The organism is Vibrio sp. J383, from assembly GCF_023503985.1.
Taxonomy (GTDB): Bacteria; Pseudomonadota; Gammaproteobacteria; order Enterobacterales; family Vibrionaceae; genus Vibrio; species Vibrio splendidus.
Genome location: NZ_CP097294.1, coordinates 493,133 through 514,274 on the forward strand (window position 1 = coordinate 493,133; position 21,142 = coordinate 514,274).

The following is a 21,142-nucleotide window of genomic DNA, read 5'->3' on the forward strand; positions in this document are numbered from 1 at the left end:
AGGTTATAACGACCGTACAGTTTATAACGATCATACAGATTATAACTACCAACAAAATGGCGAGTATTCATTCAGCTTTGTGAAATAGGCACGGCTATCTTAATTAGAGCGCTGAGCTATTCATACTGGACTTAGCTTTCCTTGCTAGGAAGAAGCTTAACCCAAATAGTGTCGCTACCGTTGATGGTAACTGTGCGGTTGTAAGACTCGTAACCTTGTTTTGAAATGGTTACTTGGTGACGACCACTTGGTAGCGCAACCTCAAGAGGGGTGCTGCCATACTTAATGCCGTTGATGGTCACTGAGTCATTGTACTGATCAGAACGTACCGTCACGTTAGCCCATTGTTTGTCACTCTTCTTAACGACTGCTGCGTCACTGCCCGTTAAACAGTAGCGCGTTGAAACGTTCAATAAGTTACATGCTGCAACCGCTTCAGGTTTTGCTTGAAGCTGAGCCTGCATCTGCATGAAGTAAGAGTTGTTACCAGAAAAGCCACTCTTGATCGCTTGGCTGTCTTGAACATGGATGTTCAGTTGAACACCTTGCAAGTTCTGTTTTGCTAATGAACTTTCCGTGAGCTGCTCAAGTAATTGGCTCTTGAACGTTTTCACCGCTTTTTGATTGGTCAGGTGTTTACCTTGAGCAGTACATTCACCCAATGTCATCGTTGATGAACATGTGGTGGTGTAGCTGGTTTCAAGAACGGTACTTTCACGAAGTTCTGATGCAATACGTTTAACGCGAGCTTCTACTTTCGACTCTCTCAAGTTTGCCAGCTCATTATTCAGGCGAGCTTGCTTTTGCTTGATTTGAGAAAGGTGAATTTCGCTCTCGTTCATCGCTTGTTCGTTATCTAGTTGAGACGATTGATTCTCTTTAACAGCAGCCCAAGCGTCTTGGTAACTTTTCTGGAAAGAGACCAAATCCGTTTCTGGATCTTCAAGCAAGCGACTGTACTGTTTGTCGAGTACAGACTTGGCTCTGTTACGTTTTGCCTTAAGTTCTTCACCTTCGCGTAACAACTTGCTGTTCTTATTTTGAAGTTGTTTTAGGTTTTCAGTCGCCGATACTTTGGTTGCTGAAATACGCTCAATATCTGAGTTTTTCTCTGTTAGCTTTGCATCGATAGCTGAAACGGGATCGACTTGATTCAGTTCTTCAGCGGATACCGATGCAGATACCCAAAGTGGGGATAGCGCGAGTAAAAGCGCTGAAATTCGAAAGTTAGTCATAGGTCCCTGCAACTTGTAGATTGAAAATTGGCTCGTTAATAAAGTGTCTACTTCCTAGTTGTGAGTCACTAGTTATTAGCAATTAACACAGTACCCGTCTTTATACCGTTTTATTGCTATCCAATCTACTCAAAAGCCAAGTTTCGGTACTTCGGATACACTTTTTGCAGGTTTATCGCCAATTATTTGAGCTATATAAGAAAATTTATTCATTATGTTGGGGTGACAAAGTATTTATTGGTGGCACGGTTTGCTTGTCGGTGTGATTGCTTGTGAAGCCCCTAAACTCACCGGAACGATTGGTTTTACAATGCCCGTAGTTTGTGCACTCTTGATCATCTTTCCGGAGGCATGATCAAGACGATCTCGATAATGATCTTTTGTTTAAGGCGAGGAAATGACTCTCATGATCATTTACAAATTCATCTTATGCAGATTTCAGAGTATTATTCTTACTATGTCGACCTGAGTATTTTGATGTTATGCCTAAACCGTTACCCTTTCCGAACTTTGACTTGTCCCCGCTAAGCCTTACTGGCCCTCGCCCTGCGGAGATCATTACTTTGCCTTCGCATATGGATTGTCACGATCACCATTATTCGCAGGTAGTCATTGGTTTAAAAGGTCAGGCGGAATTTGAAGTGAGCGGTAAAGGTAATCTTGTCGGTCCAGGGCAAGGCTGTGTAGTCACGGCTCGCTCTGATCATGCTTTCGGTGGAGTGGTTGGTCAGTCGGATATTCTCGTACTCAACATGCCTATGCCAACCGATGATGACCCTCTGATGCTAGAGAAGATTAACCAGTTAGAATCCTCGAACGTCTACTTCCAATTAGATGCGCAAATTCAAAAGCTTATCCATATGTTGGTGCAAGAGATGCAGGCCAGTCCTGATGATCTGTTGTTGAGTCGAGCTTGTAATGACACGGTGATTGCGTTGATGCAAAGACACATCTCGGCATTTGAAACCTCGATTAAAGATTCGCGTTTCGATCTTGAGTCGTTGGATCGCTACATCGAACAACACTTGGCTAATAAGATCTCAGTCGCGCAGCTTGCAGGCAGTGTGTTCTTGGGCGAAAGCCAATTCCACATGCTATTCAAAGATCAAATGGGCATTACCCCTCACCAATATGTTTTAGGAAAGCGTATCGACCGCTCTCGACGCCTTATTGAACAAGGTAATCTAAGCCTTGGTCAGGTCGCAGAACTTGCTGGTTTTTCCGGTCAATCCTCCTTTACTCACACCTTTTCTCGCCTTCAAGGCATGTCACCATCTCAATACAAAAAGCAAATTTCTGTTAAATAAAAAAACAAAACGGCATATTATATTAAAGTTTCATATGTGACCTTGTGTTTGTTTTGTTAATAAAGCGAGTTTTTAGCAAAAAACTCGGAGTTTTTGACAAGTAATCCTTATATACTCTAAATACACTGCAGCCATTGTAGAGATCCCGAACTCTTTTCGGGTGTGAGATTAAGGAAAACGCATGTTTACAGCTACTGATGTGTTAAAGCCAGAATTCAACGAGCAGTCGCTTGCTGATCTTTGGACGCTTATCTCACCATTATATATGGTGGATGAAACCCAATGGCTAGAGCAACTTCTGCCGCTAGCTACCCCTTCTGAGTCTGAAAAGCAGCAAATCACAGACAAAACGACATCATTGATCGAAGCTATCCGCGCGGATAAGACTTCTATCCAGATGATCGATGCACTGTTGCTTGAATACAGTCTAGATACTCAAGAGGGCATCTTGCTGATGTGTCTGGCGGAAGCCTTGATGCGTATTCCTGATTCAGCAACCGCTGATGCACTGATTCGTGACAAACTCAGCGTTGCGGATTGGAAATCTCATCTAAAGAATTCTGACTCAGTGTTTGTTAACGCATCCACTTGGGGCCTAATGCTAACAGGCAAGGTTGTTGGACTTTCATCTAACGAGCAGAGTGCGGGTCAAGCTGTTAACCGCTTAGTGAACAAGCTTTCTGAGCCGGTGATTCGTAAAGCGATGCACCAAGCGATGAAGGTGATGGGTCACCAATTCGTTCTTGGCCGTAGCATTGCTGAAGCGCAAAAGAACGGTAAGTCTATGCGTGACAAAGGTTTTACCTACTCATACGACATGCTAGGTGAAGCGGCACTGACTACTGCAGACGCAAACAAATACTTCAAAGATTACCTAATGGCGATTGAAGCCGTAGGTCGAGATACGTATGTCTCTTCAAAATCGAGCCCTGCTCCGTCTGTTTCTATCAAGCTTTCTGCGCTTCACCCACGTTATGAAGTGGCGAATGAAGACCGCGTATTGACGGAACTTTGCGACACGTTAGAGCAGCTATTGCGCCGCGCAGTAGAGCTAGACGTTGCGATTACGATTGATGCTGAAGAAGCGGATCGTCTAGAGCTTTCTCTTAAATTATTCGAAAAACTGTACCGCACTGACCTTGTAAAAGGTTGGGGTAAATTTGGTCTGGTTATTCAAGCATACTCAAAGCGTGCACTACCGGTTCTAGTATGGCTAAACCGCCTAGCGAAAGAGCAGGGTGATTTAATCCCGCTTCGCTTAGTTAAAGGTGCTTACTGGGACAGCGAAATCAAATGGTCACAGCAGGCTGGTTTCACTGATTACCCAGTTTACACTCGTAAAGAAGCGACAGACGTAGCTTACCTTGCTTGTGCGCGTTACCTATTGAGCCCAAGTGTTCGCGGCAATATCTTCCCGCAGTTTGCGAGCCACAATGCCCATACAGTTTCTGCTATCGCTGTAATGACAGAGCATAAAGACTTTGAATTCCAACGCTTACACGGCATGGGTGATTCTCTTTACAACCACGCGATGGAAGCTTACCAACAGTCGGTACGTATTTACGCACCGGTTGGTAGCCATAAAGACTTACTGCCATACCTAGTACGTCGCTTGCTAGAAAACGGCGCAAACAGCTCGTTTGTACACCGTTTAGTTGATGCTCGTTGCCCTGTGGAAGAGCTGACACAACACCCTGTCGATATGCTTCTTGCGTTCGATACATTGCACAACACTAAGATTCCTCTGCCTCCAGCGGTATTCCCTGAGCGTAAGAACTCTTACGGTGTGAACATTGATATCGAGAGTGAAGCGCATCAGTTTGAAGAGCAGGTTAAAGCTTTCCTTAATAATCAATGGACTGCTGGCCCTGTGATCAACGGTGAATCTCTTGCCGAAAGCATGATCAAGGCTGATCAGAATGTTGAGCAAGTGACTGCACCTTATGATCGTCGTATTAATGTCGGTCAGGTGGCTTTCGCTAACCTTGATCATGTTTCCGCAGCGATCACTGGCGCAGATGCAGCATTTGCTGATTGGAACGCAACTTCAGTTGAAACCAAAGCGGCAGCGCTTGATAAGCTGGCTGACCTGATGGAAGACAACCTCGCTGAGCTGGTGGCAATTTGTCATCAAGAAGCAGGTAAGACGATTCACGACAGCGTTGATGAAGTACGTGAAGCGGTCGACTTCTGTCGTTACTACGCAAAACAAGCGGATAACTTACAAGGTTTCGAACTAAAAGGTTTTGATGGCCAAACACGAATCGCTTCACGACAAGGTCGTGGTGTGTTCGTTTGTATTAGCCCTTGGAACTTCCCTCTGGCCATCTTCCTTGGCCAAATTACAGCAGCTTTGGTTGCGGGTAACACGGTTGTGGCTAAGCCTGCCGAGCAAACAAGCTTGATTGCAGCTCGCGCGGTTGAACTGATGAATGAAGCGGGTTTCCCTGCTGGCACCATTCAATTACTACCGGGTCGCGGTGCTGAGATCGGCAGTGCACTAACCAGCCATGATGCAATTGCTGGCGTTGCTTTTACGGGTTCAACACCAACAGCACAACGCATCAACGTTTCATTGGCAAGTCGTAACGCTAAGCCTGTTCCGTTTATTGCGGAAACCGGTGGTCAGAACGCGATGATCGTCGACAGTACCGCACTGCCTGAACAGGTAGTTCGTGATGTTATTCGTTCTGCATTCGCTTCAGCAGGTCAACGTTGTTCTGCGCTGCGTGTGCTTTACATTCAAGAAGACATCGCAGACCGCGTGGTTGCATTGATTCACGGTGCAATGGACGAATTGAGTGTGGGTATCCCACATCTTCATAAAACGGATGTTGGCCCTGTTATCGACCAAAATGCGAAACAGAAGTTGTTGGCGCACTTAGAAAACATGACCAATACCCAGAAGAAGGTGGCTCAACTTTCTCTAGGTAGTGATTGTGAACATGGTGACTTTGTTCCACCAAGTGCGTTTGAAATCGATGACATCAGCTGCTTGAAAGAAGAACAGTTTGGCCCAGTGCTGCACATTGTTCGCTTCAAAGCGAGTGAGTTGGCGCAAGTGGTAGACCAAATCAACCAAACCGGTTTTGGCCTAACCATGGGTATCCATAGCCGTAATGAGACAACTTACCGTTGGATCGAAAAACACGTTCGTGTGGGTAACTGCTACATCAACCGTGACCAAGTGGGCGCCGTTGTTGGGGTTCAACCATTTGGTGGTCAAGGCTTGTCAGGTACTGGCCCTAAAGCGGGTGGTCCTCACTACCTATACCGTTTTACAGATGTTCATTTCTCTCAATCACAAGACAAGGCATAAGGAGCAGTATCATGGTTCATCAAGTGACAGGTTTTTCTGATGCTTTGCTAGCGTGGGAACAATGGAATCTTACCGACTTTGATTACAAGAGTGCTCAGGTACTTGCGCTGAAATCAGAGATCGAAAGTCAATCTGTGCCTTTGGCTGCAGTGGCAACTTATCATCTAGAGCAAGCGTCTGCGCTGCTTTCTGAGCATCACCTAATGGCAGGTCCTACGGGCGAAACCAATGAGTTGTATGCCGCAGGCCGCGGTGTGGCTTTGGTGATTGTTGATGATTGCGAAGAGAAGGTGCCCGCACTGCAAACTGCAACAGCGATGATTACTGCAGCACTATTGGCAGGTAACAGCGTTCAATTGTGCAGTGATGACGTGCAGTTCAATACCTTAATTGCAGATGCCGCGAAACAAGCGAATCTACCAACCAACTTGGTGCAGGTTGCCTCGTACGACGCTGCTCAACAGCTATTGTCTTGCGATGTGCGAAGCGCGGGTTACGTAGGTAATTCACAAACGGCACAAGCTATCAATTTACAGCTTGCTAAGCGTGACGGTGCAATCGTCGGTTTAGTGGCTGAAACGGATCTGACCGCAATGAATGTTGCTAATGATCCACACCTATCGCTGCGCTTCATTACCGAGCGTACGCGAACTATAAATATAACAGCCGTGGGCGGTAACGCGACCTTGCTCGAACTTGGAAGCGAAGCTCACTAACCTTCAGTAAAATTGGCTCTAAAGACTTTTGGTTTTCTCCATTTTTGGGTTTTCTCCATTTTTGGGTTTTCCCATTTTTGGATTTAACCCTGAGTGCTTTGGAGCCTCAATACCTAACTCAATGCACTTGCTTGCCTTTACGGTGAGTACCTTGCATTGAATTAGGCATGGAAGGCTTTCTACAAAATGAGGACTATCAAATGATAGAAAACAGTTTTGCAATAACGACGACGTTCATTGCGTATCTAATTATGATGCTAGCGATCGGTGTTATTGCTTACAAACGTACATCTAACTCAACTGACTACTTCCTAGGTGGACGTTCGTTAGGCCCATGGCCTGCTGCACTTTCTGCTGGTGCATCAGACATGAGTGGTTGGTTGCTGCTTGGCCTGCCTGGTTACGCTTACGCTGCTGGCTTTGAAGCATTTTGGCTTGCTGGTGGCCTACTTGTTGGTACTTGGGCAAACTGGTTAATCAGTGCAAAACGTCTACGTACTTACAGCATTACGACTGAATCACTGACGCTGCCTGAGTTCCTATCTCGTCGCTTCAACGATAATTCTAAGCTGATCCAAACAATTTCTGCTTTCTTTATCCTTTTATTCTTCCTTTTCTACACAAGTTCAGGCTTGGTAGCAGGTGGTAAATTGTTTGAAACGGTATTCGGCCTAGATTACACAACTGCGGTAATCATCGGCACGGTATGTGTGGTTTCGTACACCCTGTTTGGTGGCTTCCTAGCGGTATCTTGGACTGACTTAGTTCAAGGCCTGCTAATGTCGGCTGCGCTATTGATTGTACCAATCGCGGCAATGAACGGTGGCCTTGGTCAGCTATCTAGCGACCTGCACAACATCAACCCAGAGCTTCTAACGCTATGGAATGATGCGAAAGGTGAGCCACTGTCTGCTATTGCGATCATCTCGCTAGCGGCATGGGGCTTGGGTTACTTCGGTCAACCACACATCTTGGCTCGTTTTAAAGCAACTCGTTCAAACAAAGATCTTGTGACAGCACGCCGCATTGCGGTTATCTGGACTGCATTGTCTATGGTTGGTGCAATGCTAGTCGGTCTTGTTGGTCTAATCTACGTGACTAACTCTGGCGCGCCTAAACTAGACGATGGCGAGAAGATCTTCATGCTTCTTGTTAACGCGATGTTCCACCCAGTCATCGCCGGTATCCTACTTGCTGCAATCCTAGCGGCAATCATGAGTACTGCTGATTCACAGCTTCTTGTTTCTTCATCTGCAATGGCAGAAGACTTGTACAAGCAAATTCTGAAGAAAGACGCAACGTCAGAAGAGATTGTTCGTGTTGGCCGTTTCGCGGTTATCCTAATTTCTCTGATTGCTCTTGTGCTAGCGATGACGCCGGACAGTTCAGTTCTTGGCCTTGTATCTTACGCATGGGCTGGTTTCGGTGCTGCGTTTGGTCCAGCTATCGTATTGAGTCTTTACTGGCCTCGTATGAACCGTAACGGCGCTCTAGCGGGTATCGTGGTTGGTGGTGTTACGATTGTTCTTTGGAAGCAGTTCACGGGCGGTTGGTTCGATGTGTACGAAATCGTACCGGGAATCATCCTATCGACTCTTTCTATCGTTATCGTGAGCCTAATTACTGGCGAGCCTGAAGACGAAGTTAAGAAGCAACACGCTGAGTTCGAGAAGAACCTAGTTGAGCTAGACTAATTTACATTGTAAAACATATGTGAATTAGCAAAGAACGTTAGCTAAAAAGCAATTGTAAAAAGAAATTGAAAAATAAAAGCAATAGAGTCACTTCGGTGGCTCTATTTTTTTGACTATACCTAAATGCTTTGACCTTTTGTTGCGTCTGGCAAGTTGAGTGTATTGAGTATGTTTACCTTGTTGGTGACGCTGGCTAAGTCATACTTCTAGGCTCGGAACATTTCAGTTCCCACTGGGATACATTACTCTTGCTAAGAGCTGTTGAGTAAATGAATAGGAAGGTAGTAGTGCCTCAAGTAATCCCGAATATTGGCTTTAACCATGAAAAAACGGCGCAAGCTGAGCTGGAGTTGGTGCCCTTGTCTCGGCTCTATTCAGAAAGCAATATTAGTCACGACCCTCAACTGCCACATCGTGTCAGCTTCTTCCTGATTCTGTTTATCGAGCAAGGCTCAGGCACACACATGGTCGACTTTGAGGACTACCCTTTTAGCCAAGGGAGCGTGTTGTTCATTCAAAGAGAGCAGGTGCACGCCTTTGATTTTAGTAATAAGCCACAAGGCACTGCGGTTTTGTTTACTCAAGCGTTCTTAGACAGCGTTCACGCTAACATGAAGTTGCCGAACTACACGCCTACTCATTTGAACAAGGCACATTCGGCATTGTTATCACTAGACGAATCCCACCAAGAGCGGACGCAAAGTCTCATTCAGCAAATTACGATGGAACTGAATCAACCCGAATCTGATCCCTTGATCGTGATGTATCTGTTCTCGGCATTGGCGCTGATTCTTCATCGTCTTCGACCTGAAGTGAAGCAGGATGCCTTGAGCTTGCAGCAGAATATCAAGTTTGCTCGTTACTTCGAGCTTCTTCAAAACAACTACCTGCGCGTGCGTGATGCAAACTGGTACGCCAATCAAATTAACACCACCTACAAGACGTTGAACCAAGCGTGCAAAGTCGCAACGGGGTTAACTGCCAAGCAGATCATCGATTCTTTTACCGTTTTAGAAATGAAGCGTCAGCTGGTGGTGACCAATATTACGTCTCAAAAAATGGCGTCGGATTTTGGTTTTGAAGACGCCAGTAATTTCGTTAAGTACTTTAAAAATCATACTCAAATGACGCCGAGCGAGTTTCAAAAGAAGTATTCCAAGCCGTCACTCTCAGAATAGCGACTAAGTGAGCATTGATAACGTAAGGTTCGATATCTACCATTTTTCTGCCTAAATCCACTCTGCCGTGAGCCTCTCTCGTTGATTAATATAGTTTCCAAGCCAACGAGAGGACTTTAAAAATGAAAACAATAACTAAATCTACATTACTAGCGGTAAGCGTATTTAGCGCTTCTACTTTCACAACCACTGCGACTGCACAAGAGCTGTCAATTCAAGAAAAAGCGGTAGCGGTTATTTCGAGCATTGAAACGGGCGACGCAAAAGCGGTGAGCTACATTAACCCTGAAAAGTACATTCAACATAACCTAGCCGTTGGCGATGGCTTAGCGGGCTTTGGTGAAGTGCTACAAATGCTGCCTGAAGGCTCTGCGAAAGCGCAAGTGACGCGCTCATTTCAAGATGGCGACTATGTTGTCACTCATACTGAATATAACTTCTTTGGCCCGAAAGTCGGTTTTGATGTGTTCCGCTTTGAAGATGGACAGATAGTTGAGCATTGGGACAACCTGCAAGAAATTGCCAAGCCAAACGCAAGTGGACGAACTCAACTAGATGGCGCGACTAAAGTCGTAGATCTCGATCAAACGGACAAAAATAAGCAGTTGGTCAGTGGTTTCGTTAAAGACATCTTGATCGGCGGTGATATGGCGAAGATTAATAACTATATCGATAATGAAGACAGTGCTTACTTACAGCACAACCCAGGGGTAGCCGATGGTCTAAGCGGTTTGGGTGAAGCTTTGGGTGCGCTAGCAGAAGCGGGTATGCCAATGGTTTATACCGCCAACCATAAGATTTTAGGCCAAGGTAACTTTGTGTTGTCGATCAGCGAAGGCCAGTTCATGAATAATCACGTTGCTTTTTATGATCTATTCCGTGTTGATAACGGAAAAATCGTAGAGCACTGGGATACCATTGAAACCATTCCTGCTCGTTCAGAGTGGAAAAATGACAATGGTAAATTTGGCTTTTAAATTGTGAGCTAAATTTAACCAAACATGGTTTGCTTAAGCGGTACTTTCGTAGAGAAAGTGCCGTTTTTTTATCGACCAATTTGATGACTAAGACGGGGGAAGTACTGTCGCTATGGGGTTTTACAATGTAAATCGAAACCGCATGAACGAGGGAGGGTAAATGGAAGAAGAAGGATCTTGATGGCGTTTGATGTCAAAAAACGAAAGAGAAAAATGGCTATTTTTTGAACTTGGCGCTCACTTTTGTGATTAGCTCGGTGAATAGTGCAACCAAATTCGACATGATGTGTCAATTGTCAGTAACCACTAAAGACCTATAGGACAAAGGTATGCCTGATCTCTATTGCAAAGGATGTAAAAAAACAACACTACATAAGTCTATAATGAAACGTTGTGAATCTGAGCCCGAGACAACCTCTGGCCGTATGATGCAATGGACGTCAAAGCTATTTAGTGGAAACCTGTATTACGATATGGAAACTCAGCACTTCTGTCGAACGTGTAATTGTCGTTGTGAAACAGGAAGTACAGTTCCCCAAGTTGGAATGGCTTAACTTATAGTAAGTGCTTACCAACCTAGATAAAAAAACCTCCTTTATGGAGGTTTTTTTCGTTTCTATGCGGCTTTGAGTGCAAGTTTTGTGTCAATGGCGTTGCCATCAATCTTCACTTCCCATCCATAGTTCGAGTATTCACTTGCGAGTGCTTCAGCAACATCTTTTGATACCGTTACGTGTGTCCATGAGCCAATACCGTATGGTTTGTACGCGAGTTCTTGTGTCTTCATAATAGAGTTATCCTTTCTCTTTGATAATCCCATTATTCACTTTGGCCTATATCCTTTCTTTCGTTTCTGGCTCAACTTATTTGTTATCTGGGTCATTTCTATAATAATTTGTTAATAGTCAAAGATTGATTTATAAGGGGTCTTATCGTTCCATATTGATTTATATTTGGTGTGAATGCTAAAGGCATATTTAGTTTTTTAAATGTGTGAGCGAGGTTTTCTTCGATTGTTCGTGGTATGGAATATACTGAGCGGAATTTAGAATGTTTAAGGAATGTTATGTCTCAGCATCAACTCGATCGTATCGATAAAGAGATACTAAGAATTCTGCATATGAAAGGACGTTTGCCCGTTGTTGAGTTGGCAAAGCAGGTCAACCTAACGACGTCCCCTTGTTCTGATAGATTGAAGCGATTGGAGAAAGAAGGCTACATAACGGGCTATCATGCCGAGCTCTGTTCAGAAAAGCTGGGACTCGATGTCCAGGTCTTTATCCATATTCGTCTAGACCAGACCAGCTTTTCGATTTTCGATAAATTCGCCCAAGCGGTTGAAATGATGCCTGAGGTGGAAGAGTGTTATTCGCTGTCGGGTGATTTTGACACCATGATCAAGGTTCGAGTGAAAGACATGAAGGCATACCAAGCGTTTATGGCAACCAAGCTGGGCACACTGCCGGGCGTGATTCAGACTCGCAGCGAAGTGGTGATTGAAGAGCACAAGAAAGGCTTTGGTGTTAACCCTGAGTTGTTGGCCACCCTAAAATAGTGGCCTGCTTTCGCCTTACCAAGGTGATTTAGATATAAAAAATGGAAGCTCGTGAGCTTCCATTTTTTATTGAGTGCCCGAGAAAAGGTCAATCAGATTAAGTTAGAGCAGTTAGAGTGAGAACAGATAAACCGCTTACAGCGTAATTGCCGCAGAGATTAAGCCAATCACACCGCCAAACACACCGCCCCAAACCACTAGCCAACCAAGGTGCTTCTTGATCATGGCTTGAACCATCTCTTTAACCAGCTTTGGTGTCAGTTCATTCAAGCGCTGATCGATGATCGCTTCAATATTCTCTTTGATTTCATCCATCATTGCAGGCGATTCAAGTTCATCCTTGATGGCATTTTTTACAGAATCACTCTTGCTGATTTCAATCACAGACTCTTGCATCTTCTCCACGAATGGCGCTTTCATTGGCTCTAGTGCTTCAGTGCCGCCAACCATCGCTAACATGCCACCAAATTGTGAGTTCTCGATAACATGCACTAGTGAATCGAATGCAGGGTTGAAGTCGATCTTCTTAATCACGGGTTCTAGGTTGAGCGACTTACCGCTCATCTCGCTGCTTAGGAAGCGGTCGATATTACCTTCGGTAAAGAATTGTTCCATCATCAGTTGTTTAATAGCCGCCTTGAACTCTTCAAAACGAGCTGGAATAACGCCAGAACCGTATAAGCCGGGTACTTTTTCGAACAACATGTGAATCGCAAGCCAGTTGGTGATGGCACCAGAAAAGGCGAATAGGCCTGCATAAAGTAAGTATTGGTTTGCTGTCGCATAGCCGCCAGCAAGCAGTGCTAACGCGATTACGTTAGTTAAGACACTTTTGTTCATGGTTGATCTCTAGAAAGAATACTGCGCGCATTTTAAGAAAAAAACGCCAAGAAAAAAACAAAAGGATCGATGAAGTTTATGGGGCAGACGAAAATAGATGAGAAAGGGGCGAAGAATAACAGATATAAAAAAGGCTAGCCTCCCCCCGAAGTCTAGCCTTATTCCAGAACGCGCAAGCGAGGCGTCTTTGGTGTTAATGTCATTATATAATTACGACATAACATTCTGCCACGTGTAATTTACCATTAATTAACAAATTGGTGTGAATTACGCCGCACTTTTAAAGTAGCACATAAATTAAGCACTCGACGCTTGGTCAAGATTATCGGCAATGAAGCCTCCGGTCTGGTGATTCCACAATTGAGCATAGATGCCATTTTGTGTAATCAGCTCTTGGTGAGTGCCTTCTTCAACGATATTGCCTTGGTCGAGTACGATTAAGCGATCCATTGCTGCAATCGTCGATAAACGGTGTGCAATTGCAATTACAGTCTTGCCTTCCATGAGCTCAATCAAGCTCTCTTGAATTGCGGCTTCTACTTCTGAATCAAGTGCTGATGTTGCTTCATCCAGAACCAACAGCGGTGCATTCTTCAGAAGTACGCGTGAGATAGCAACACGTTGACGCTGACCACCCGAAAGCTTAACGCCTCTCTCACCAACTTGAGCATCGTAACCAATGTTACCAAACGGGTCGGTGAGCGTTTCAATGAACTCGTGCGCGTGCGCTTGTTGGGTTGCGGCATACACTTCTTCATCTGTCGCGTCAGGTCGACCGTAAAGGATGTTCTCTTTGATTGAACGATGAAGCAGTGAGGTGTCTTGAGTCACCATGCCGATGTTGCTGCGCAGTGAGTCTTGGGTGACATCTGAGATCACTTGGTCATCAATCAGGATGCGGCCGCTTTCTACATCGTGGAAGCGCAGTAGCAAGTTAACCAAGGTTGATTTACCTGCACCTGAACGGCCAACCAAGCCGACTTTTTCACCCGGTTTGATGTTGAGGTTTAGGTTGTTAATTACACCCTTATTCTCGCCGTAGTTAAAGCTCACGTTATCGAAGTTGATGCCACCTTGTGGTACATCCAAAGGCTTAGCATCTTTTTTGTCTTCAATAGCGATAGGCTTAGACAGCGTTTTAATGCCATCAATCACGGTGCCTAGGTTTTCAAACAAGCCACCAATTTCCCACATGATCCATTTCGACATACCGTTAATACGCAAAGCCAAGCTGACTGCGATGGCAATTGCACCAACAGTGATTGCGTTGTCTAGCCATAAGTAGATAGAGATGCCGGCAATACTGAACACCAACAAGTAGTTAGCGAACTCAACGCAGATGTTGAAGCCGGTCACTAAGCGCATTTGGCGATGGACGGTATCTAAGAAGCCTTCCATGCCTTCTTCGGCGTATTCTGTTTCTCTTTTGCTGTGTGAGAACAGTTTGACCGTTGCGATGTTGGTGTAGCTATCCACAATACGACCCGTCATCAACGAGCGAGCATCGGCTTGCTCAGAAGACACATCTTTGAGTTTTGGTACGAAGTGCAGTTGAATGCTGACGTAAATGAACAACCAAACCAGCATCGGAGCCATCAAGCGCCAATCTGATTCTGCGAGTATGAATAACATTGCCGTAAAGTAGACCGTCACATAGACGAACACATCGACCATTTTGGTCACGGTTTCACGTACTGCGAGCGAGGTTTGCATCACCTTGGTAGCGACACGTCCGGCAAAGTCATCTTGATAGAACGACAAGCTTTGCTTCAAAAGGTAGCGGTGCGCTAACCAACGAATCGACATTGGGTAGTTGCCCAGCAAAGTTTGGTGAAGCAATAGCGAGTAGACACTGATCAAGATTGGCATCACGACTAACAGTAGAACGCCGAGCCCCATCAGTGTTGATTTATTATCAGCAAGGAAGGTTTCGGGATTGCTTGTTGATAGCCAGTCAACCAGTTGTCCCATGTAGCCGAACAGCGCGACTTCGATGATCGCGATGGTCATGCTCATCAACCCGAGCCAGATCAACGGCTTTTCGAAACCTCGAGTGTAATGGCGGCAGAATGCCAGTATTCCAGTAGGAGGTTGTATCGGCTCTCCCTTTGGAAAGGCTTCAGTAAAGCCTTCAAATTTCTTGTACATAGATTTCCCTTTATAAACTAGTGCATCTATAAGCGACTGCATCGTTGGTGCAGCTTTGTTTTTATAGTCTTGATTTGAAATTTTACCGTCTTAGTTTGAAATTATATAAGCGCCCATGGGTTATTATAAGCATTGAGTCATTCGATGGGTGTTGTTCTAGCTCTTATCTAAGTACTTGGTTTAAGCGCTTAGCTTTAATCACTTGGTTTTAACGTTAATGCTTAGTTTTAAAGTTATTAAGTGACGAAGGAAAGATCCAAAGAGTGTCTTTCATGGCGCTTATTTTAGATTGAATTAGACAGGAAAAGTTAAGCTTATTTCAAACGTAATTGATGGTTATGCAACGATGATAATCCTAACGTTAAATGGATTGAATTGTAACCAAAACTCGTGGTGAGCGAGAAAATGAAATCGGAATATTTATCCATAAAGCGCCTTAACGAATATGCATACAGTTGGTTCTTTCTGATGTGCTGTTATCTCGCAGTAAAAATTACCGATTAATCTAAGATTTGCAGTGATTTTTTGGGATAAATATTCAAATCATTATTATTTTCAGTGAATCTTGTCGTAACAAGTTGTTTACAATTCTGAGGTAAATAAAAGATAGGGACGGTTGAGATGTTAAACCTACACAAAAAATCACTTCATATTACTAATGTTCAAAATGCCAATTGCGTTGTTATGGTTCCGCCAAAAGAGTTTCGATTTAACGAAGAGACAGCACGTGATAACGAGTTTCAGCACAGAGTCAATCTGACCGAAGCTGAGGTGAAGCTAGAAACGATGGCCGAATTTAAGGCTATGGTGGCTTCGTTGCGTAAAGAAGGTGTGCAAGTTGTAGAGTTTGATTACCCAGAATTGGGTGTCGAAACCCCTGATGCAGTGTTCCCAAACAACTGGTTCAGTACTTGTAGTGATGGAAGTTTATTCACTTTCCCTATGGCCTGTGAAAACCGTCAGCATGAAGTTAAGCCTACTGCTCTTATTGAAGTGTTGGAAGCGTCTGGTCGCATTGTTAACCACAGTGAGTCTATGGAGTCGTACGTTGCTCAAGGTTCTTATCTAGAGAGCACCGGTGTGATGGTTATCGATCACATCAATAAGACGATCTATGCGGCGCTTTCTCAGCGTTGCGACCGTGAAGTATTAGAAGATTATGCGAAGCGTATTGGTTATTCTCGCGTGGTTTCGTTCCAAACGGCATTACCGTCTGGTCAGCCGATTTATCACACCAATGTGATGATGGCGATTGGTGATAACTTCTGCGTGATCTGTGATGAAGTGATTCCTGAGTTTGAACGCCGCTTTGTGGTGAAATCTCTTGCCAAAGACAAGCAAGTTATCTCGATCTCGATCGATCAGATGAACCGATTCTGCGGCAATATTCTGCAATTGGAAACCGTGAATGGCGATAAGGTAATCGCGATGTCTCAGTCGGCTTACGATGCATTTTCTCCAGCTCAATTAGCTCAGCTTTCGACACACGGAAAGTTGCTGCCATTTAACGTGAAAACGATTGAAGACATTGGTGGTGGTTCGGTGCGATGCATGTTGGGTGAGGTGTTTTTACCAACGCGAGTGAATCGCTTGTAACAAGTATAGAAAGTATAACAAGCACTCACTTTAGCAATGAATCTTTGAATACCACTCTTATCGCAGAGTGGTATTTTTGTTTTTATCTATCTTTGTATCCGTCTACCAGAAGTAAGAAAACAGTAATAAGAGAACCAGAGCTAGATACACGAGCTAACGCGCACAAAAGTTAACGGAAAACAGCTAACGCAAAAGCTATGAAGCATCCTTAAAAGCTCTGTGTTCGATGAACTGAGCCGACAGTGCCACGACTTCCTTGGAGTAGACAAGCGCCGTGTGGTTGAGTTTGAGAGCGTAAGTATCCGTTGCCCCTCTCAGGTTTGCGTCTTCGAGTGTTACCGTGCCATCCCCCGGATTTTTTCCCAGTACAATACGTCCAACTCCGGCGTCGTAAGTGCCTGTAATCACGCCAATCGGCACATCAATATCGTAGTCACCCAAGCCATCACTTAAGATCATTTTGCTCGAACCAAATATAAATCCAAGACCATGATTCGAAAGCGTTTTGGCGATGGTTGCCCCATTGTGCGGAGTGCCTGCGGTAATAATGCAGGTGTCTGCAAAGTCGGGTTGGTAGAACTTAAAGTAGTGGCGAATCAGCAAGCCACCCAGTGAGTGACCAAAGAAATAGACCTCATCGTATTCATTAAAGCGAGCATTCACGAAGCGATTGAGGCGTTTGGCGGCCGAAGGGAAGCGCAGCGAGTTGTAGGCAAATTTGTGCGTTGTAAAGCCGCGTTTTTTAAAGTTTCTATCCAGATATTGCATGATCAACGCAGGCATATATAGACCATGAATTAAAACTATATGTTTGTTTTTATTATTCATTTTTGTCCTCCGTTTGATAGTGTCCCCAGTATATTTAGTCGCAAATCTAAACTCAATAAAACTTGCTACTAATGGGACACAAAAGACAGAGAGTGCTTGATGGGTAAAGGGTGGGTTAGTCCGATCTCACTCCACCATAAACATCAATAGTTAAACCGCCTTGTTTGGCGTAAGTATTGGGTGTTAGACCGATGGTTTTCTTTAGGTAACGAATCAGGTGCGGTTGGTCGCTAAATCCAAATTGAAAGGCGACGTCCATCCAGTCGATGTCATCCAAATTTCGCTTATACAAATATTCCAACATCGCTTCGAGTTTGTTCATCGATTGGCACTGTTTTAATGTCAGCCCTGTTACCTTGTTGAAGCTTCTTTCTAATGTTCTTTGCGAGCAAAACAGCTTGTCGCCAAGCTCTGAAATCGGTGTCGAACCAAGCACCCCCAACACCTTACGAGTCAGTTCGCTGTGCCTATCCGTTTTAGCTGTCGATAGCCAAGGAAGTAACAAATCATCTAACTGCTGACAGCAGGCCTCAATATCGGTTTGAGCGAGCTTGATCAGTAGCGTTGCATCGGCGTTTGGATTGTTTAGCAAACCTGCGAGATTGACTGGACTAACGCTGTCCAAGCTAGGGTGAGGACAATCTGGGATAGCCAATGAATACAAGGCTCCGACATGGAATTTAATGCCCAAGTGAACAAAGGGCTTCGAGTGATCCAATTCGATGGCTTTATGGTGTGGTAACAGCAGATGGCTGCCAACGCCTTGATCGACCTGTTGCTCAATCGTGTAGTGATATGCCTGCTCGCTTGGCGATAAGATAAGGTGTGCCGATGGATCGGGATTGAGTATCGGAAATTGATGAGTTTGAGCGTCGGGCGTCTTTTCAATCAGCCAGTAGCAATCAATGAACTGAGCAACTACAGGGGATTTTGGAGACTGTAACCAATTGATCATTAGACCTTCTATTTCAGATGACTGGCACCTCCAACTATATGTGGATATCGTTGGAGGTGACAGTTTTTATCAGTATCTATTGTTAGAACTTAGTCTTGATGTTTGTTAATCCGAATCAAGGCTAATCAGTTTCCTTTAATTCGCTAAAATTAAACTGCAAGATACGATGCTTTGATGATAACCCAGCGCGTGTGATGGCCTTTTGTGCGCCAATATTACTGCTTTCCGTAGAGCACATAGCTTCTAACCCTTGGCTATTAGCGTGTTGCTTTAGAGAGTGAATAACACGCGTCGCTAAGCCTTTACCGCGTTCTTGTTGCGCGACAATCATACCTAGGTCGGCAAACTGTGTTTGATGCTCATCGAACTTACGGCACTCTCCAGTAGCGAGAATGTCGTCACTTTCCCAGTAGCCCCATAGCTCTTGACGGGCAATCAAATTACCGTAGTAACCGGTGAGCCACTCTTTTGGCGCGCCAATCGCTGATGAAGCAAACTCAACGAACTGCTCCAGTTGTTCTTCTGTCGCGAGGCTCATCTCTATCTCTTCAACGCGGTCTGAATCACAATCAGATCTGGCTTGAGAGTTTTGGCGGTACATCATCGCATTCATTTTAAACGACTCTGTGTTGTCGACACTCAGTGATAAATATTGTGGCTCAGCGGTGCTCACGAATGCGCCTTTCACCTCACCAATCACAGAGCTGTTGTTCTCTACGATTAAGGTGAACAAGCTTTCAATATGAGTACTGGCTGTTGGTGCTAGGTAGAACTGAAGTAAGTAGCCTTCGCCATTCAACACGCAATAACCGACAAGATTACCGTTTTCGTAAAAACCAAAATGGTCAGACATTGGCACAAAGCCAAAATGCCACATGCCATCGAGTGGTGCTGTTGATTCGGTAAAGTAAGCCGTTTGAAGTTCGCTTAGGTCACTAAGTGTTGAGATTTTTTTGATATCTAACATCGCGTTAATTCCTGTCGTTTTGATTCGGTAGAGTGCGTGGTCGTCATCTTGTTCTCAGGTACGTCAATTGACGATGAGATAATTGATTAGCTGAGCCACGTTTCAATAACAGCAATTGTAGGCGACGGCTTGAGGCCGGTATTGAATAAAAACGACAGTTTTGAAAGGTGTGTGGGTGTTAACAGAAGAGCTGATGTTAATTGAAAGAGGGCAAGATATTTTGCCCTCTGCTGAACTTATTGATTGGGACGTTGAATAGGGCGCATTACTTTCCTGAGTCTTCAGCTTTGATGAGTTTGGAATCGACAGTTTCACTCTTTAACTCAGGCTCAACTAATACCTTTATCACGCCTTTTTGTAGGATCAGGTTATTAGGGTAGGTGATGATGTTGCCCGAACTGTGTCGAAGAATAACGTGGAACATGGTGATATCGATGATCACACCGCTGATGTCTTCGTCTTTCTCCGCGACTCTTACTCTGTCGCCAATGCGATAAGGGAATACGAAAAATATTAGTACGCTGGCTGTGAGGTTACTTAGAATCGACCATTGCGCAAATAAAGCGACACCCAGCACCGCAAATATGGATGATAAGAACAGCGAAATATCACCAAAGCCCAAGTTAAGGACAATCGTAAACACAGCGATGAAGAGTAGAAACAGAACGATATTGAAACACTTAATCACGAACTGCTTTCGCTTCAATTCAACGCGCTTATTTTCCGCTAATGTTTCTATCCAGTTTTTCCCCAAGCGTTTTATCACCCAATACACAGTGATAAGAAGTAAACCTAAACCCACTTGTTTAAGCCACATATTGGATTGCAAAAACTCAACCATTAAATAAACCTCAATTTTTTCAAAATAATGACCTCTGCCGCTATGACCACGAGCAGCCCAACGCAAAATAGTGGGAATGCTATTGGGTTATCTGTTCCGGGTATCCCAGCGATATTGACCCCCAGTAAACCGGTGAAAAACCCAGCAGGGAGGAAAATACCTGCAATGATAGAAAATAGGTACGTATTTCTATTCATTTTTTCAGCTTGTTGCTGACTTAGGCTCGCTAAAAATACATTAATTTGTTCGATGTAAAACTCAACAGACTCATTAATTCTCAGGATGGTATCAAGGCTGTTCTTTATATGACTGTTGTGCTTACTCAATGGTGCAGGCAGGTCACTCATTAAATCCTCAAAAACGTATTTCTGTGGCTTCAAATAACGCCTTAGTCTAAGTAGCCTTGAATGCAGAGCGTTAATGGTTCTTATGTCGATATTGGATGTAGATTCTAACTCGTCAATCAAGAGTTCGACGGGTACTAGGAAGGTTGAAATACTGTGGTTGATTCCACGTATCATGCCCAGTAATACATCAGGTAATGATGTCGGGCCTTGGTTTTGTTTGAGATCAGATATCAGATTACTGACCGCTTTTGAAGGAACTTTGCGTGTCGATATTAAAGTGCCTTTGTACCATAAGATGCGTAGGCTAAGCATGTCGTCAGGGTTAGCACCTTCGTTTAGATTAATGCCTCGCAGAATCATCAAAAAACAGTCGTGGCCAAACTGTTCGAACCGAGGGCGGGTGTCATCGGTGAGTAATGAATCGATGATGGCATTTGGAACCGTATTACTGTGGAGCCATTCTCTCAAACCGTCAGCATCTCTTTGGCAGTGATACCAAGTTGATTGCTCGAATGAGGCTGGGCTGGTGGTGTGTTCATGTGCCACACCCTCAGAAAATTGCCAGCTTGAAATTATGAAAGCGTCCATTCATTTGTCCTTAATGATATGACGTAAACATTGATATTGCGGCGCCATTCA

At 44.4% G+C, this 21,142-nt stretch carries 17 protein-coding genes; 8 read left to right on the forward strand and 9 right to left on the reverse strand.

Annotated features, from left to right (window positions below; genetic code table 11):
• Positions 1–131: 131 nt before the first annotated feature.
• Positions 132–1,235 (reverse strand): PEGA domain-containing protein, encoded by a 1,104-nt coding sequence (locus M4S28_RS18805; protein ID WP_114634445.1) that lies wholly within the window; start codon positions 1,233–1,235, stop codon positions 132–134.
• Positions 1,236–1,717: 482 nt separating this feature from the next.
• Here M4S28_RS18805 and M4S28_RS18810 point away from each other — a divergent pair, with 482 nt between their 5' ends.
• The 6 genes from M4S28_RS18810 to M4S28_RS18835 all read left to right on the forward strand — a co-directional run bounded on the left by M4S28_RS18810 (position 1,718) and on the right by M4S28_RS18835 (position 10,426).
• Positions 1,718–2,542: an AraC family transcriptional regulator gene (locus M4S28_RS18810; RefSeq protein WP_017075637.1), complete on the forward strand. Its 825-nt coding sequence runs from the start codon at positions 1,718–1,720 to the stop codon at positions 2,540–2,542.
• Positions 2,543–2,723: 181 nt separating this feature from the next.
• Positions 2,724–5,861 (forward strand): bifunctional proline dehydrogenase/L-glutamate gamma-semialdehyde dehydrogenase PutA, encoded by a 3,138-nt coding sequence (gene putA, locus M4S28_RS18815; RefSeq protein WP_249633488.1) that lies wholly within the window; start codon positions 2,724–2,726, stop codon positions 5,859–5,861.
• A gap of 11 nt (positions 5,862–5,872) precedes the next feature.
• Positions 5,873–6,577: a 1-pyrroline-5-carboxylate dehydrogenase gene (locus tag M4S28_RS18820; protein ID WP_017091972.1), complete on the forward strand. Its 705-nt coding sequence runs from the start codon at positions 5,873–5,875 to the stop codon at positions 6,575–6,577.
• Positions 6,578–6,780: 203 nt separating this feature from the next.
• Complete coding sequence (putP, locus tag M4S28_RS18825) at positions 6,781–8,271, forward strand: sodium/proline symporter PutP (protein WP_026012326.1); 1,491 nt, start codon at positions 6,781–6,783, stop codon at positions 8,269–8,271.
• 287 nt (positions 8,272–8,558) lie between these two features.
• Entirely contained in the window at positions 8,559–9,449 is an 891-nt protein-coding gene (locus M4S28_RS18830; RefSeq protein WP_108150586.1) for a helix-turn-helix domain-containing protein, read from the forward strand.
• 122 nt (positions 9,450–9,571) lie between these two features.
• Complete coding sequence (locus M4S28_RS18835; protein WP_249633489.1) at positions 9,572–10,426, forward strand: nuclear transport factor 2 family protein; 855 nt, start codon at positions 9,572–9,574, stop codon at positions 10,424–10,426.
• A 616-nt stretch (positions 10,427–11,042) separates the two neighbouring features.
• On the opposite strand, the gene M4S28_RS18845 is transcribed toward M4S28_RS18835, so the two are convergent.
• On the reverse strand, positions 11,043–11,213 hold the full coding sequence (locus M4S28_RS18845) for a hypothetical protein (protein ID WP_017078425.1): 171 nt from the start codon (positions 11,211–11,213) through the stop codon (positions 11,043–11,045).
• Positions 11,214–11,492: 279 nt separating this feature from the next.
• On the opposite strand from M4S28_RS18845, the gene M4S28_RS18850 reads away from it, so the two are divergent.
• Positions 11,493–11,981 carry an Lrp/AsnC family transcriptional regulator gene (locus tag M4S28_RS18850; RefSeq protein ID WP_004732526.1) on the forward strand — a complete coding sequence of 163 codons (489 nt, stop codon included), beginning with the start codon at positions 11,493–11,495 and terminating at the stop codon, positions 11,979–11,981.
• A gap of 135 nt (positions 11,982–12,116) precedes the next feature.
• Here M4S28_RS18850 and M4S28_RS18855 read toward each other — a convergent pair whose 3' ends face one another.
• Positions 12,117–12,821, reverse strand: coding sequence for a DUF445 domain-containing protein (locus M4S28_RS18855; RefSeq protein WP_004732525.1), 705 nt, complete (start codon positions 12,819–12,821; stop codon positions 12,117–12,119).
• A gap of 297 nt (positions 12,822–13,118) precedes the next feature.
• Positions 13,119–14,969: an ABC transporter ATP-binding protein gene (locus tag M4S28_RS18860; RefSeq protein WP_249633490.1), complete on the reverse strand. Its 1,851-nt coding sequence runs from the start codon at positions 14,967–14,969 to the stop codon at positions 13,119–13,121.
• A 621-nt stretch (positions 14,970–15,590) separates the two neighbouring features.
• Here M4S28_RS18860 and M4S28_RS18865 point away from each other — a divergent pair.
• The gene (locus M4S28_RS18865) at positions 15,591–16,565 is read left to right on the forward strand and encodes an arginine deiminase-related protein (RefSeq protein ID WP_004732521.1); all 975 of its coding nucleotides are present in this window, start codon (positions 15,591–15,593) and stop codon (positions 16,563–16,565) included.
• 195 nt (positions 16,566–16,760) lie between these two features.
• Here the strand turns inward: M4S28_RS18865 and M4S28_RS18870 are convergent, their stop codons facing one another.
• From M4S28_RS18870 to M4S28_RS18890, 5 genes are all read right to left on the reverse strand, one after another.
• Entirely contained in the window at positions 16,761–17,393 is a 633-nt protein-coding gene (locus M4S28_RS18870) for an esterase/lipase family protein (RefSeq protein ID WP_017091975.1), read from the reverse strand.
• Between the two features lie 115 nt (positions 17,394–17,508).
• The gene (locus tag M4S28_RS18875; RefSeq protein ID WP_249633491.1) at positions 17,509–18,348 is read right to left on the reverse strand and encodes a helix-turn-helix domain-containing protein; all 840 of its coding nucleotides are present in this window, start codon (positions 18,346–18,348) and stop codon (positions 17,509–17,511) included.
• A 121-nt stretch (positions 18,349–18,469) separates the two neighbouring features.
• Complete coding sequence (locus M4S28_RS18880) at positions 18,470–19,315, reverse strand: GNAT family N-acetyltransferase (RefSeq protein WP_249633492.1); 846 nt, start codon at positions 19,313–19,315, stop codon at positions 18,470–18,472.
• Positions 19,316–19,580: 265 nt separating this feature from the next.
• Complete coding sequence (locus M4S28_RS18885; protein WP_108122902.1) at positions 19,581–20,156, reverse strand: mechanosensitive ion channel family protein; 576 nt, start codon at positions 20,154–20,156, stop codon at positions 19,581–19,583.
• On the reverse strand, positions 20,156–21,091 hold the full coding sequence (locus M4S28_RS18890) for a CorA family divalent cation transporter (protein ID WP_108091433.1): 936 nt from the start codon (positions 21,089–21,091) through the stop codon (positions 20,156–20,158). Before M4S28_RS18890 ends, M4S28_RS18885 begins: the two co-directional genes overlap by 1 nt.
• Between the last annotated feature and the right edge of the window lie 51 nt (positions 21,092–21,142).

Coding starts and splice junctions, on each gene's coding strand:
- M4S28_RS18805 (WP_114634445.1), bottom strand. CDS start 1,235: ATGACTAACTTTCGAATTTCAGCGCTTTTACTCGCGCTATCCCCACTT.
- M4S28_RS18810 (WP_017075637.1), top strand. CDS start 1,718: ATGCCTAAACCGTTACCCTTTCCGAACTTTGACTTGTCCCCGCTAAGC.
- putA (WP_249633488.1), top strand. CDS start 2,724: ATGTTTACAGCTACTGATGTGTTAAAGCCAGAATTCAACGAGCAGTCG.
- M4S28_RS18820 (WP_017091972.1), top strand. CDS start 5,873: ATGGTTCATCAAGTGACAGGTTTTTCTGATGCTTTGCTAGCGTGGGAA.
- M4S28_RS18835 (WP_249633489.1), top strand. CDS start 9,572: ATGAAAACAATAACTAAATCTACATTACTAGCGGTAAGCGTATTTAGC.
- M4S28_RS18845 (WP_017078425.1), bottom strand. CDS start 11,213: ATGAAGACACAAGAACTCGCGTACAAACCATACGGTATTGGCTCATGG.
- M4S28_RS18850 (WP_004732526.1), top strand. CDS start 11,493: ATGTCTCAGCATCAACTCGATCGTATCGATAAAGAGATACTAAGAATT.
- M4S28_RS18855 (WP_004732525.1), bottom strand. CDS start 12,821: ATGAACAAAAGTGTCTTAACTAACGTAATCGCGTTAGCACTGCTTGCT.
- M4S28_RS18860 (WP_249633490.1), bottom strand. CDS start 14,969: ATGTACAAGAAATTTGAAGGCTTTACTGAAGCCTTTCCAAAGGGAGAG.
- M4S28_RS18865 (WP_004732521.1), top strand. CDS start 15,591: ATGTTAAACCTACACAAAAAATCACTTCATATTACTAATGTTCAAAAT.
- M4S28_RS18870 (WP_017091975.1), bottom strand. CDS start 17,393: ATGAATAATAAAAACAAACATATAGTTTTAATTCATGGTCTATATATG.
- M4S28_RS18875 (WP_249633491.1), bottom strand. CDS start 18,348: ATGATCAATTGGTTACAGTCTCCAAAATCCCCTGTAGTTGCTCAGTTC.
- M4S28_RS18880 (WP_249633492.1), bottom strand. CDS start 19,315: ATGTTAGATATCAAAAAAATCTCAACACTTAGTGACCTAAGCGAACTT.
- M4S28_RS18885 (WP_108122902.1), bottom strand. CDS start 20,156: ATGGTTGAGTTTTTGCAATCCAATATGTGGCTTAAACAAGTGGGTTTA.
- M4S28_RS18890 (WP_108091433.1), bottom strand. CDS start 21,091: ATGGACGCTTTCATAATTTCAAGCTGGCAATTTTCTGAGGGTGTGGCA.